The sequence below is a fragment of the Lacrimispora sp. genome (assembly GCF_046972725.1).
Classification (GTDB): Bacteria; Bacillota; Clostridia; order Lachnospirales; family Lachnospiraceae; genus Lacrimispora.
This window is the reverse complement of sequence record NZ_JBKVXF010000001.1, coordinates 1,626,099-1,640,031: the sequence shown is the minus strand read 5'-3', so window position 1 is coordinate 1,640,031 and position 13,933 is coordinate 1,626,099. Positions and strand designations below refer to the sequence as shown.

Below are 13,933 nucleotides of genomic sequence, written 5' to 3'. Positions count from 1 at the left end.
CCATATTTCTTATTGTAAAAAGTTAGTTACAGGAAAGTTGTAAATATTGTAACTCAACGTATATAAGATTGGAACTTAAGTTGTAATGGAAATCAAGAAGGAATATACTAATAAAATATATCTATATTTCAAAAAAATTATTAAGGAGATCACGGAATGTTGAAAAATTATAAAATTAACAGTGAAACAATATTCGCATTAGGATCGATAAGTTGTCTATTATTTATGAGGTATTATGAGACAGTACTTTATTATAGAAATATTAATTTGATTTTTGACACATTATATGGCTTTGTTGCAATTCCTTTTTTTTATTTTTCTATCTCCTCTTGTCTTATAACAATATTTGTAAAATCTTTTTGCATTAAAGCATCTAAATCAATAAAAAGGATTTATAAATGGATAGATCTTTTATTGTTATTAATTTACGTGATTCTCCTTGTTTTAAAACTATTAGGATATATTACAATTGGAATCATTCCTTTTGTTTCAATTAACTGGATTGCTTTTATTGCATGGGGCTGGATATTTTCTAATGATATTAACGCTTAATAAAAAGGGATTAAAGAAAAATTCATGAAAAAAAGCTAAATTGGACAGAATAATAAGCAAGTTTCCCAGTATAGCAATGAATCACAAGATAAAAAATGAACAAATACCAAAATACATTGTGTTACTTCCATAAAATAAAACTGTCTACAGAAATACAGAAGCATTATTTTAATCCATTCATACACATCATATAGAATAGAGGAGAACAAAATGGAACATCAAAACAATCTTGAAAAACCACAAATGCTTATTTTTCTGAGCGTAGCTTTTGTTTTGCCGTATATACTGGGAATACTCATGGGGATTGGCTATAATCAGGGACTTGATGTAACTGTATTTCCATCTGCCCAGATGTTCTACCCGGCTTCGGGAGCAATACTGGCAGCTTTTATGACGCGAAAAGACGATCCTCTGCTTCCTAAGCGTTTTTTTACTGGCTTTTTAATCCTTACCTTACTGCTGGTGGCTTGTACCATCGCAAGCATTGTTGTGCCCGAAATAAGCTGGAATGCGATTTCGCAGTATTTAATGATCGGTGGTTCTGTAATCGCCTGGATTTTGCTGCTGACTGAAAAGAAAGAAAAGCGCATGGCCTATGGCTTGAAAAGCGGACGCTGGAAATCATCTGCGTTCATTGTCCTGCTGTATCTGATTCTTTATTTTGGAAGAACCGCTATCCTGTATGTCCTGGAAGGGCAGACCCGGGATCTGATTGAAATTCTGCGAAATCCTGTTTCCTGGATCATGTTAGTAAGTTTGCCTATTAACTATTTTCTGGTATTTACTGCGTTTTTAGGTGAAGAGTATGGTTGGAGGTACTATTTTCAGCCCGTACTGCAAAAGAAGTTTGGAATGGTAAGCGGTATTTTGATTCTGGGTATTGTTTGGGGCTTGTGGCATTTACCGATTAACTTCTTTTATTACTCTTCTCCGGCCGCAGGGTTCATAAGCCTGGCCGGACAATTAGTAACGTGCATCACATTGGGTATTTTTTATGGATGGGCTTATTTAAAAACCGACAATATCTGGACCGTAGTTATTCTGCATTTTGCCAACAATAATCTGGTTCCGGTTATTACGGGAAATTATACGGCGGAGGTTCTTCAGAATCAGGATGTGACCTGGAACGGTGTGATTGCATTGCTGGTTATTAATACCCTGTTGTTTGCAGGCGTCATTTTTACAAGCTATTATCGCGATAACAGCAAGCGGCTTCCTACCATGAATGAACGGGTTGCCCGTCAAATAAAGAAGTTGGAAGAGGCCCCGCAAGAGCAGGCGTCTGTAGAATAAGATGTAATTGCTTAAGATATCTTGTTATGAACAGATAGTATAGGCATATAATGAAATTAATAAGATATCTTGAGGGAAGCCATGATCATACATGTTGTTCAGCCTGGCGAAACCATTGATTCCATATCTGAATACTATAATGTCCCAATTGATAGATTAATATTGGAAAATGGGATAACGAATCCTGACAATTTAGCAACAGGCCAAACGATTGTAATCGTTCAGCCGGATTTACTCTATACCATTCAGCCTGGCGATACGTTGGATAGCATAGCGCTGCAGTTTCGGGTTTCTCCTATGGAATTACTGAGAAATAATCCATTCCTTTCCGATACAGAATATATGGATGACGGAGAAACCATAGTCATAAGATATCAGACGGTTAAAACAAAAACAATTGCTACCATTGGTTATACCTTCCCTTATATCGATCGGTCCGTTCTAATAAAATCACTTCCATTTTTAACTTATCTGTGTATATTCAATTACAGAGCCACAGATGGAGGAGAGATTATCTCCATTGGTGACGATACGGAACTGATTCAGCTGGCAAGAGCTTATGGTGCTGTACCCATGATGCTTATTTCCACCATATCCGAAGAAGGAATAATCAGCCGCGAAGTGGCCAGCAATATTTTAAATAATCCGTCGGTACAGGACCAGCTTATGGGTAACATCCTGGATATAATGAGAACCAAAGGCTTTTCGGCAATCAATATATATATAGAAAATATTACTTATGACAACATCGCCAGCATCGCAGAATATATGCAAAGAGCCACTGCGCTGTTTCGGTTGGAAGGTTACACAGTCATGATTACCATAACACCAAATTTTGGGGTATATAGCGGTGGGTTTGAACAAATAGACTATTCCAGTCTGTCTGAATTTGTCGATGGGGTCATATTTGCTTCCTATGATTGGGCAAGGACATACAGCTATCCAAGTGCAATTTATCCCGTAAATATTTTAAGAGATCTGCTGGATTACATGGTCAGGACCTTTCCCCCGGAAAAAAATTATTTGGGGATTACGACTTCCGGTTATGATTGGCTCCTTCCTTATATTCCAGGTGCGACACAGGCAACAGTAATATCCTATAATGAAGCAGTGCAGATTGCAGCGGATAATGGTATCGCGATCCAATATAACGAAGAAGCAGAGTCAGCCTATATCTACTATACAGATAGTGACGGAAATCCCCATATTGTGTGGACAAAAGATGCAAGAAGCTATGATGCACGGGCAAGTCTTGTGGCAGAATATGATTTCATTGGTTTATCTTTTTGGACCATTATGAGATTTGATGCCCAGATGTGGTTTGTAATCAATACAGAGTATTTCATCGAACGGCTTGTGGGTGTGACCGGTCAGTCAAGTGTGTATGTATGATTTCTTAAATTCGTAAGCGGTGAAAACATGCAATTATTGATATATTAGATATGAACCTGCAAGGTTTGCATATAATAGAATTAATAAGGTTGTTTGAGGGAAATCATGACCATACACATTGTTCAGCCTGGTGAAACCATTGATTCCATATCAGAGTATTATAAAATCCCTGTTGACCGGTTAATAATGGAAAACGGAATCATTAACCCTGATAACCTGGCAATTGGCCAGACCGTTGTAATTGTCCAGCCGGAAACGCTCTACACCGTCCGTAGCGGCGATACTCTGGACAGCATTGCAGAGCAGTACAGCATTACTCCCATGGAAATCTTAAGGAATAATCCTCATCTATCCGATGGAGCATTGTATCCAGGGGAAACCATAGTCATAAGTTATCAAACCGATCGAACCATGACCATAGCCACCAGTGGTTATACATTTTCATACATAGATAAATCCGTTTTAATAAAAACCCTTCCATTTTTAACTTATCTGACCATATTCAATTATAGAGCGACGGGGGAGGGAGAGATCATCGCCACAGGTGATGATACGGAGCTGATTCAGCTGGCGGTATCTTACGGTGTTGCCCCAATGATGTTTGTCTCCACCATTACAGAATATGGAATGGTTAATCTTGATGCAAACAATAAGATTTTAAATAATCTGTCGCTGCAGGACCGGATTATTGACACCGCACTTCAGATCCTGAAGGAAAAAGGGTATTATGGAATCAACCTGTATGTGGAAGACATTACCTATGACAACATAGACGGAATATCAGATTATATAAAAAAAGCCTCTGAGGTATTTCATTCAGAGGGGTTTAGATTTGTGATTACCATAACCCCTTCGGTGAATATTGAGGGACCTGGCACCAACTTTGAAAAAGTGGACTATACAAGATTGTCACAATATGTAGAAGGAATCATATTTGCCTCCTATGATTGGGCCAGGACTTTCAGTTATCCAAATTCGATTTTTCCGGTGAATCTGCTGAGGGAACTGTTAAATTATACCGTCAGTATTATTCCTTCTCAATTAATCTTTCTGGGAGTTGTCACTTTGGGGTATGACTGGACCCTTCCCTATATTCCCGGTGCCACGGGAGCTACTGCAATATCCAATGACAATGCCATAAGGCTTGCAGCAGAAAACGGAATACCAATCCAATATAATGAACCGGCCCAATCCCCTTATTTCTATTATACAGACATTGATGGGGTTATGCATGTAGTCTGGTTCAAAGATGCAAGAAGCTATGTTGCACGAGCCAGCCTGGTATCTGAATATGATCTCCAGGGCTTATCCATCTGGACCATTATGAGATTTGATGCCCAGATGTGGCTGATTATTAATACACAATATTACATAGAAAAGCTTTAAACAGATAAAAAAATCAGGAAAGTAATATTGAACACGCATTTTGATAATAAAATTTTCAATTATTGAATAAAAGGTTATGCCCCTGTATAATTAATATCATTGTACAGGGGTTTTTCATCCCATTTACCGGAAGCGGGGAATTGGGAATTCATTGATGCAACTGCCAGTTGACACATTATACAGCGCAATTGGTGGTTGTCAACCGGAAAAAATCCTATGATACAGACAGCCATTTCAACAGAATACCGAATCAGTAAGCAGATGGCACAATTCATTTGGAGAGGATGGTACATTGTGATTTTAGCAGAAAAAATAGCTTTATTGCGAAAGAAAAAGGGTTGGTCTCAGGAGGAGCTTGCCTATCAGTCAGGCGTGTCCAGACAGTCTGTATCAAAGTGGGAATCAGGAGCTTCCGTTCCTGACCTGGAACGGATTTTAACACTCAGTGAACTATTTGGTGTCAGTACGGATTATCTTTTAAAGGAAGAAATAGAAGCAGAACCAGGATTTGAGACTTTGGATTTATATAACGGTGACGGGCTGAAAAGAATCGGACGTGAGGAAGCAGAGAATTATATGGAGGCGAAAATAAATGCAGCGCCAAAAGTTGCAGCAGCGATCTCCGGCTATATCCTTTCTCCGGTAGTGCTGCTTATCCTCACCGGTTTATCAGAATTTAAGCAGCCTGTGATCAGTGATGATATGGCAAGCGGACTTGGAATTGTTTTTGTTCTGATTATGGTTGGTATCTCCACCATGTTTTTAGTGGTCAATGGAATGAAGATGGAATCTTATGAATTTTTACAGAAGGAAAATTTTCATCTGGAGGCCGGAGTAGAAGGAATTGTAAGAGAAAGGCTGTCTAAGTATACAGATTCAAACAGAAAATATACAATGATAGGTGTATTTCTGTGTATCATCTGTGCAGTGCCTATGATGTTTGCAATCGCATTTGAAAGTTCCGATTTTATTATTACGCTGTGTGTGGATTTTATTTTAATTATCATAGCGGCTGCGGTGTATTTGTTTGTATTGGCAGGTGAAAGAAAGGACTGCCTTCAGATGCTGCTCCAGGAAGGAGACTATACGGTACAGAAGAAGCTGGAACGGAAAAAGACAGAGCATGTGAGCGTAATTTACTGGTGCATCATAACTGCCATATACCTTGGAATCAGCTTTTATACGGATAACTGGCACATGACATGGATCATCTGGCCCAGTGCAGGTATCATGTATGCGGCGGTGCGGACGTTTGTAATTGCATCAAAAGCAAACCAATCATAATATTCAGCAAAAAGTCCTGGAAAGTTTATAAAGCTCCGGGACTTTTTTCTTGGTGTATTACAATATATCTGTTGGTTTTAGAAGATTTATGGTATGATTTTAAGAAGAGAAAAGGGGGGAAAGGTTAAGATTATTTATATTCAATTAGTTTTATTACGTACAAAGACAAATGGAATATAGGGGGGAGATATGACAAACATCGTAGGTATTACCGTTTATGGAATTATATACATAACCGTTATGATTCTGTTATTCGTTATATTCTTTTTAGGCAAAGACTGGGTCATGTTTACAGGGCTGTCCGGATTTTTGCTCCTGGGATTTCTTTTATCCGTTACAGTGACCAGGTACAATTATGTAGACATGGTTGGTAATAAAAATATGGTAGAAGTGAGCCGGACCTATGAGATACCGGAAATCAAAAAGGTCGGAAATATTTACAGGAATCATTGGAAGACCGTACAGATCGTATACGGCTTACCTTATGGCGAGCAGGAATATTATTCTGTAATGAGAAGTAAACGTGGCTTGTTTGTCATTGAAGGGGGAGTTTTGCATACTTCAAATGCGGCAGCCAGATAAAAAAACAATCAAAGTAATGTATTCAATATAAAAACCAGGCCCGCCAACTGTCACCGTTTGGCGGACCTGGTTTCCCTTTCCCCTTCAAAAAAGCCCTGGAATTCAGTAAAACAGGTCTCTTCGATTTTTTTCATCCAAACGGTGATTCTCTCCTCAGACAACCGCAGCATCATATGAATGGATCCAACACATTCCCCGGCTAACTGTACCGGAAGGTAAAGGGTGCTGGGACCGGCCCACAGGGCCTTTGCTGCAATCCGTTCCCCGCAGCCCTGAAAGATACTGACTTTTAGTTCTTCAAAGGAAAACTGTATGGTAAAGCGTTTTTCCCGACCGGAAAGGGTCAGCATTCCCTCAGACTGGTCAAAGGAAAGGGAGAGCTTCTGAAAACCGCTGGAATTGTCAGCAAGGCAGTAAGATTCCTTCCAGGAGTCCGGATGACTGAACGCTGCTTTTATTTCCGGCTGGTCTTTAAAAGCCTCCTCATCCGGGCATGAGGCTTCCACTGCCTCCCGGATCATATCCAGCAGGAGCTGGTTTCCGCCCTTGATATTCTGGGTATCTGCTGTCACCGCAAAGACCAGATTTTGTTCCGGATAGAAGAGTACATACTGTCCCCCCATGCCATACATGGCAAAGCCTTTTTGAATCTGCCAGAACTGGTATCCGTAGCCCTGCTGTTCTTCAAAGGTCTGTCCAAAGTGGACCGTAGGAACCTGAAAAGTGACCGCTTCTCTCAAATATTCGGCAAAGATTCCCTGACCATAAAGGACTGTATCCATGCAGTAGCGTCCAATCTTCAAAAGATCGGAAGGCAGTGCCATAAGGCCGGAGCCTCCCATCTCAGAACCAAAAGGATCTTTGATTATATAGGCTTCCCTGGAAAAACCGATCTGGTCCAGACATTTTTCTCTTAGATAATCCAGCACCCCTTTTCCTGTCAGCTTTTTTACCAAAGCAGCTAATGTATGGCTGGAGGAAGTATCATAAAGAAAGATCTGTCCGCTTCTGTGAGAGGGCGGTGTGATAAAGAAACTTTCCACCCAGTTTTTATGGGAATGGATCTTATACGTGGTGGAGGTGTGGCAGGTCTCCATGGACAGCATATGGCGTATTGTCATTTCCTTTAACCAGGGATGGGTCCGGTCAGAGCAGTATTCCGGGAAATAATCCACGATACGGTCTTCAAGAGTGACTGCTTTCTCCGCACAGAGAAATCCTATGGCAATGGAGCAGAAACTTTTTGTGATGGAGAACATGCGGTGCAAATCGGATTTACCATACGGTGCCTCATAAGCCTCCTTGATTGTGATGCCGTTCCAGTCCATAAGAAAGCTGTGAATTGGAAGACCGCTTTTTAAAAGCCGGAGCCAAAGAGCTTCGGATAAATTCCCCATAAGCTGTTCCTTTTCATTTTGCATTGACTTTATCCCTCATTTCTTTTGGTGATACTCCAAAATTCTTTTTAAAGGCGCGCCGGAAAGAGGCGGCATTGTTATAGCCAAGATATTGATACAGGGTGGAAAGGCTTTCCTTTGTCTCTAAAATAATTTCCTTTGCTTTAGCCATACGAAGCCGTTCCAGATAGCTGGAAAAGTTTTCCGACACTTCCTTTTTAAACAGATAGCTGAAATAGTTTTCCGAGATACCGAATTCATCGGAAATCTTTGTCAGGCACAAATCCGGGTCGTGGTAATTGGTGTTGATGTACTCCTGAATCTTTAAAATCAGCTCATTGCCTTCAGAGCCGCAGACATCGCATAATTCCAGGGCGATGGATTCCAGGATATTTAAACTCATTTCCCCTTCAAACTGCTTGTCGATCATATCCAGAATCTTTAATTTTTCCGGCGTCATTCCTTCTGTTAAAAGGTTATGGCGCTTTTTGAATACTGTGGCGCGGACATCGGAAACAAGCCAGCTTCGCTGGGTGTAGGAAAGGTTTTTCTTTTTCGTGTTCTCATTCTTGATCAGCTTAAACAGTTCCCGGACCTGATCCTTGTTCCCGCTGGAAATAAATCCGCTGAGCTGGACAGAAAGGCTTTCCGGATAGTAATAAACATCCTTGGAGTGGTTTACATCACAGCTTAAAACATACTTTTCCATCGTGGTGATGGATTTTGCTTCCTTGGCCTGCTGATAGGATTTCCAGGTGTAGGAAATCATACCGTTCCGGTCACCGAATCCTCCGCTGATCCAGATTCCGTATTTTTCCAGAAGCTCCTGGTGCAAGGCAGTAAAGGTCTTGATGTCTTCTGCAATCATGGTCTGATAGGGAACGGTTATCTGGTCAGAAGCGATCAATGTGGCAAAAATCCGGTCAGAAGGCTTGTAAATGTATCCGGTATCCGGAAAATAACGGCAAAGGGCTTCCCTCACCAGCATGTCATAATTCTGAATCAGCAGTTCCATGTCATGGGAATTGATGTTGGAGTCCTCGGAAGGAGACACCTCGGTATAGAGGACATGGTATTTGATCCCTGGTTTTTCTAATCCAAGTTCATTGCTTATATATTCCTTCTCTTCATTGGTCGTAATGCTTCCCTCCATGATTCTTCTCATATAGGATTCCAGGACCATGGGCTTCTGCTTTTCCACAAGAAGGTTAAGGGAAGATGCCACGGATTCCTTTAATACCAGTTCATTGTAAAGCTGTGCAAGATGCCGGCTGCCAAATGAGGAAAAGATAATGACTAAGACTCCTCCCGCCATAAAGGAAGCGATGGTGATGATTGTAAAAAAACGCTGGTAGGGTGTAATGGAGTAGTAAGCCTTATCCTCCGGCTGTACCAGATAGTAGGTCCAGTTATTATAAGAAGAAGAGACAGAAGTAACCAACATCTCCTGGTGAGTCGCTTTTGAGATCATTTGGGCGATCTGATTTTTGTAATCCAGATTCTTTAAGACATCGTAAGCGTCTGATTGTGCTCCGTCAGAAAAAAAGAACATCTGCTCTCCGTTCTTATTATAAGCGGTCAGATACCCGTCACCATATAAATTGATTCCGGAAAAATACTCCGTTACCAGATCATAGTCAAATAAATAGCACAGTACATTCGTAGGTTTGCTTGCAGAACGTATGGGGTTGAACAACGGGTAGACATAGAGAAAGTTTTTGGAATTTCCTTCAAAATCCGTCAGTGGAGTAAAACGGTTCCAATAGTTGTCACTCAGCAGCGCTTTGGAGAAGGCGTTTGGTTCCAGGTGGTATTTTGTGTTGTTTGCGGCAAAAAAGTCAAAGTTTAAAAACATGGTGGAAGAGACCACGTACCCGGACTTTTCCATGAAAATAAAAGAGTTGCTGACAGGAAGCAGCACCTCCAATGGAGTAACCGATTTTAAACTGAGCTGGGTCTGATAGCCCAAATAATAGAAATCATTGCTTTCAGCCCCGGATAATTGAGATAGATTGTTGAATGACTGTTTGGATGAAATCTGCTTTGCTGAGGCATTGATCAGTTCCATGGTGCTGTCAAGCTGTGTGACAGAGGCTGACATGGAAAGGCGGTTCTGCTGATTGATTCCACTTTTCACCTGCGCATAGGATATGTAATACAGCATCACTCCGATGATCAGGATAATTGCCAGAATGATGGTGTAGGAAAGGATCAGCTGATTTTTAAATGGAATATCGTGATTTTGTTTAGTATTCTTTTTCATAGGCACCATTCCTTAGTTCATATAACCAAATTATAGTATGGAATTGCCATAAAATCAATGAAATTGCCAAATATTTAAAAACTGTATACGGATAGTAAATAATGTACGTATATAAAATGCGGTTTTTTTCATATATATTTAATGGATGTCCGCTGTTTGATGAAAAAGTGATGTAAATTATGCATAATAAAATATGATTTTAAAATGTAAATTAGAGAAAAATGTACAATGATATTAAAAACTGTGCGTTGCCAGAAGCATTCCTGGATGCTATGATTGCATTGCGTCAGGGACGTATACCAAAATATTAATATTGGGAGGTTCTAAATGAGAGTTAAAAAAATGCTTGCAGCAGGAATGGCTGTAACGATGGCTGCATCTGTAGCCTTGAGCGGATGTTCATCATCAGGTTCAAAAACAAACGGGGAAGAAACAAACACAGAATCAGGTTCCGCTGCAGGGGGAGCAACAGCAAGCGGGGAAGTGAAGAAGCCGGAAAAGATTACGATTATGGTAAACGGCACTGTAACCACAAAGCAGAATGACAGAGATGCCTTTGAAAAGAGATGGGAAGAATTGACCGGAATTGATTTAGAGATCATTCAGCCGGATCACGATGCATATTTTGATGTACTGGGGCAGACGTTTGCATCCGGTCCGGAGAACTGGCCGGATGCCATACTTCTTATGGGAAGTTTCTATCCGGGATATGCGGAAGAAGGTGCACTTTGGGATATGACAGATGCCTGGAACAATTCAGAATTAAAGAAATCAGGACGCGTGGAAGATGAAAGCGTTATTGATAATATGAAACTTGACGGGAAACTTTACGGCTTTCCTGTCAACAGAGGCAACGGCTGCATCACCTATGTGAAAAAGAAATGGCTTGATAATGTAGGGTTAGAGGCACCGGAAACTTACGACGAGTACTTAAATATGTTAAAAGCATTCACCGAGGGTGATCCAGATGGCAATGGCATTAACGGGGATACCTATGGTGTATCAGCTGCTGGATTTGTTGGACCGGAAGAACCATGGACCAACTATTTTCCAGAGTTCTATCAGGATGCCAATCCTTCCTTTATGAAAGGGGAAGATGGTAAATGGTATGACGGATTTACACAGGATAATTTTAAAGATGCTCTTACAAGGCTCAGAGAGGCATACGCAGCCGGGTATATCGATAAGGAAACTTTAACAAACGGAACCAAGGACTGCAGAAATAAGTTTTATGAAGATAAATTCGGTGTGTTTACTTACTGGGCAGGTACGTGGGCAACCAACTTAAAGAAGAATCTGGAAGCAAACGGAAGAGACGGAGAGCTGGTTGCATTAAAGCCGATCAAAGAAGTAGGCAAGTATATTGAAAGAACGGCACCTGTATGGGCAATCACATCCTCCTGTGAGAATCCGGAAGGCGTTTATAAATATTTCATTGAATCCATGCTTGATGGAGGAGATACACAGTTACTGTGGAGCTACGGAGTCGAAGACGTTCACTGGTCGAAAAAGGCTGAGACAATTCTTGATAACACCTATGAAGAAGGCGTGTTCCATATGAGAGAAAGTCTTGAGCAGCCTGGAACACAGTACACCAAACAGCATCTTGACCCAATGCTGTCAATTGCGAAATGGGATAACGATCCTGGCAAAGAAACTATAAAAGAAGAAGCAAAGGCTTCCCAGACCATGTTTAATGAGAACGCCAGGCAGGCTATCATTATTCCTTCTACGGAGGTAATGGCAACTTACAACGGGGATTTGACAACCCTTAAGAATTCGATTGTTGCAGATGTTATTGTACAGGGAGTATCTATTGAAGAGGCATATGCACGGTTTGAAAAAGAAGGCGGAGCAGACTGGTCCAAACAGATTGTAGATTCTCTCAACGAACTTGAAGCAAAGAAATAAGTTCAGGAAGGTTATTATATGAATAGGAAGAGGAAAGGGCCTGCAGCGAATGCTGCAGGCGAAAATAAACGGCCTTTATTGGTTTCTATCAGGTATTACAAAGGATTTTATCTGATGTTTTTACCAGTGCTCATTTTTGCAATCGTGTTTCATTATTTGCCTATGCTGGGTATCCGATATGCCTTTTTTTCTTATAAAGGTATTAAAGAGCCTGTATTTGTAGGCCTTGCACATTTTGAAAAGATGATGAATATGCCGGGATTCTGGAGTGCATTCGGGAATACAATTACGTTAAGTATCATAAAACTTCTGTTGAATACGGCAATGGCTGTTGTGCTTTCTCTTATGCTCAATGAGATCCGTTCTTTAGCATTTAAAAAGGCGGCACAGACGATCGTATATCTTCCCCATTTTATGTCATGGGTTGTAACAGCTTCCGTATTTACATTGATTCTTTCTCCGACCAATGCCGGTCTTATTAATTCCATTTTAGTAAAACTTGGCATTGTAAATGAGGGGATTTATTTTCTGGGTGATCAGAACTGGTGGCGTCCCATGTTCTATACGATTAATGTGTGGAAGGATACCGGCTGGGGTACCATCATATTTATCGCAACGCTTTCCGGAATCAATCCGGAACTTTATGAAGCGGCATCCATGGATGGGGCAAACCGCTGGAACAGGCTGCGGTATATTACCATGCCTGCGCTGAATAATACCATCATTACCGTACTTATTTTGAACCTTGCAAAGGTTATGAACTTATTTGAGTCTGTATTCGTAATGCAAAATGATGCAGTTATTAAAAAAGCCGATGTACTGCAGACTTATATTTACACACAAACATTTAATTCCGGTGCTCTTCCTGATTACGGCTATACGACTGCTGTCGGTCTTACTTCCTCTCTGGTAGGCTGCTTCCTTGTTCTTATATGCAACAAGGCCAGTCATAAGGTCAGAGGAAGAGGAATTGTGTAGGGGGAGGAGAAAAGCATGAAAAAGAAAGTAACCGCATTTGATTATGTGCTGGTAATAATATTTTTGATCATTTGTCTTATCATGATTATTCCCATATATAAGGTCCTGATTGATTCATTTGATTTAAAGACTGCTTATGGCATGAAACTGTTTCCAGAAAAATTCGGTATGGCAGGATATATATCCGTATTTACCAATCCGACTCTTTACCGGCCATTTCTGGTTTCCTGCTTTACAACGGTGGTAGGAACGTTTACCGGTCTTGCCGTTGCAACACTGGGCGCTTACGTTCTGATCCAGTGGAAGATGCCAGGAAGAACTCTGTTTGCGAATCTGATGCTGTTTACCATGATATTCAGCGGCGGTATGATTCCGACTTATCTGGTTATGAAATCATTACATATAACCAATACCTTATTTGTGGTAATTCTTCTTCCGGCAATTAATGTTTATAATATGGTGCTTATGAGAAACTTCTTTGAAGGGATTCCAAGCAGCCTTTTTGAATCGGCTGAAATTGACGGCTGTTCCCCTATGGGCATATTTTTTAAGATCGTTCTGCCGCTTTCCAAGGCAGCACTTACGGCTATCGGACTGATGTACGCAGTATCCTACTGGAACGATTATACCCATTACAAACTGTATATTACAAATGATAATCTATATAACTTTCAAATGAAGTTAAGGTCTGTTATAATGGGAAGTGACCTGCCTCAGGCAATCGGCGGAGCGACGGAGAATACGGTGAAAAATGCGGCGGTTATCGTTGCGATCCTCCCATTTATGATCATTTATCCGTTCTGCCAGAAGTATTTCATCCAGGGTGTTAATATCGGAGCCGTAAAAGAATAATGGCTTCCGGCAGAAAAAGGGGCAGAGGTTCTGCCTCTTTTTT

The 13,933-nt window shown here is 40.7% G+C and carries 11 protein-coding genes; 9 read left to right on the top strand and 2 right to left on the bottom strand.

Annotated elements, in window-relative coordinates:
* Positions 1-156: 156 nt before the first annotated feature.
* The 6 genes from ACLTWA_RS07815 to ACLTWA_RS07790 all read left to right on the top strand — a co-directional run bounded on the left by ACLTWA_RS07815 (position 157) and on the right by ACLTWA_RS07790 (position 6,489).
* Entirely contained in the window at positions 157-552 is a 396-nt protein-coding gene (locus tag ACLTWA_RS07815; protein WP_412327058.1) for a hypothetical protein, read from the top strand.
* Between the two features lie 210 nt (positions 553-762).
* Complete coding sequence (locus ACLTWA_RS07810) at positions 763-1,845, top strand: CPBP family intramembrane glutamic endopeptidase (protein ID WP_412327057.1); 1,083 nt, start codon at positions 763-765, stop codon at positions 1,843-1,845.
* Between the two features lie 81 nt (positions 1,846-1,926).
* Positions 1,927-3,237: a LysM peptidoglycan-binding domain-containing protein gene (locus ACLTWA_RS07805; RefSeq protein WP_412327056.1), complete on the top strand. Its 1,311-nt coding sequence runs from the start codon at positions 1,927-1,929 to the stop codon at positions 3,235-3,237.
* A gap of 105 nt (positions 3,238-3,342) precedes the next feature.
* Complete coding sequence (locus ACLTWA_RS07800) at positions 3,343-4,623, top strand: LysM peptidoglycan-binding domain-containing protein (RefSeq protein ID WP_412327055.1); 1,281 nt, start codon at positions 3,343-3,345, stop codon at positions 4,621-4,623.
* Between the two features lie 294 nt (positions 4,624-4,917).
* Complete coding sequence (locus tag ACLTWA_RS07795) at positions 4,918-5,907, top strand: helix-turn-helix domain-containing protein (RefSeq protein WP_412327054.1); 990 nt, start codon at positions 4,918-4,920, stop codon at positions 5,905-5,907.
* Positions 5,908-6,096: 189 nt separating this feature from the next.
* A complete protein-coding gene (locus tag ACLTWA_RS07790; RefSeq protein WP_412327053.1) occupies positions 6,097-6,489 on the top strand; it encodes a hypothetical protein in 393 nt (130 codons plus the stop codon).
* A gap of 50 nt (positions 6,490-6,539) precedes the next feature.
* On the opposite strand, the gene ACLTWA_RS07785 is transcribed toward ACLTWA_RS07790, so the two are convergent.
* Positions 6,540-7,910 (bottom strand): serine hydrolase domain-containing protein, encoded by a 1,371-nt coding sequence (locus tag ACLTWA_RS07785; protein ID WP_412327051.1) that lies wholly within the window; start codon positions 7,908-7,910, stop codon positions 6,540-6,542.
* Positions 7,900-10,149 carry a helix-turn-helix domain-containing protein gene (locus ACLTWA_RS07780; protein ID WP_412327050.1) on the bottom strand — a complete coding sequence of 750 codons (2,250 nt, stop codon included), beginning with the start codon at positions 10,147-10,149 and terminating at the stop codon, positions 7,900-7,902. The genes ACLTWA_RS07785 and ACLTWA_RS07780 overlap by 11 nt, the downstream gene beginning before the upstream one ends.
* Positions 10,150-10,476: 327 nt before the next feature.
* Between ACLTWA_RS07780 and ACLTWA_RS07775 the strand changes: the two genes are divergently transcribed.
* Genes ACLTWA_RS07775 through ACLTWA_RS07765 form a run of 3 tightly spaced genes read left to right on the top strand, consistent with a single transcriptional unit; the run spans position 10,477 to position 13,890 of the window.
* Positions 10,477-12,060, top strand: a complete 1,584-nt coding sequence (locus ACLTWA_RS07775; protein WP_412327049.1) for an extracellular solute-binding protein — start codon at positions 10,477-10,479, stop codon at positions 12,058-12,060.
* A gap of 18 nt (positions 12,061-12,078) precedes the next feature.
* On the top strand, positions 12,079-13,038 hold the full coding sequence (locus ACLTWA_RS07770) for an ABC transporter permease (RefSeq protein WP_412327048.1): 960 nt from the start codon (positions 12,079-12,081) through the stop codon (positions 13,036-13,038).
* Between the two features lie 15 nt (positions 13,039-13,053).
* A complete protein-coding gene (locus tag ACLTWA_RS07765; RefSeq protein WP_412327046.1) occupies positions 13,054-13,890 on the top strand; it encodes a carbohydrate ABC transporter permease in 837 nt (278 codons plus the stop codon).
* The last annotated feature ends 43 nt before the right edge of the window (positions 13,891-13,933 follow it).

Excerpts from the sequence above, each read along its gene's own strand:
- ACLTWA_RS07815 (WP_412327058.1), top strand. The coding sequence starts at position 157 with ATGTTGAAAAATTATAAAATTAACAGTGAAACAATATTCGCATTAGGA.
- ACLTWA_RS07810 (WP_412327057.1), top strand. The coding sequence starts at position 763 with ATGGAACATCAAAACAATCTTGAAAAACCACAAATGCTTATTTTTCTG.
- ACLTWA_RS07805 (WP_412327056.1), top strand. The coding sequence starts at position 1,927 with ATGATCATACATGTTGTTCAGCCTGGCGAAACCATTGATTCCATATCT.
- ACLTWA_RS07800 (WP_412327055.1), top strand. The coding sequence starts at position 3,343 with ATGACCATACACATTGTTCAGCCTGGTGAAACCATTGATTCCATATCA.
- ACLTWA_RS07790 (WP_412327053.1), top strand. The coding sequence starts at position 6,097 with ATGACAAACATCGTAGGTATTACCGTTTATGGAATTATATACATAACC.
- ACLTWA_RS07785 (WP_412327051.1), bottom strand. The coding sequence starts at position 7,910 with ATGCAAAATGAAAAGGAACAGCTTATGGGGAATTTATCCGAAGCTCTT.
- ACLTWA_RS07780 (WP_412327050.1), bottom strand. The coding sequence starts at position 10,149 with ATGAAAAAGAATACTAAACAAAATCACGATATTCCATTTAAAAATCAG.
- ACLTWA_RS07775 (WP_412327049.1), top strand. The coding sequence starts at position 10,477 with ATGAGAGTTAAAAAAATGCTTGCAGCAGGAATGGCTGTAACGATGGCT.
- ACLTWA_RS07770 (WP_412327048.1), top strand. The coding sequence starts at position 12,079 with ATGAATAGGAAGAGGAAAGGGCCTGCAGCGAATGCTGCAGGCGAAAAT.
- ACLTWA_RS07765 (WP_412327046.1), top strand. The coding sequence starts at position 13,054 with ATGAAAAAGAAAGTAACCGCATTTGATTATGTGCTGGTAATAATATTT.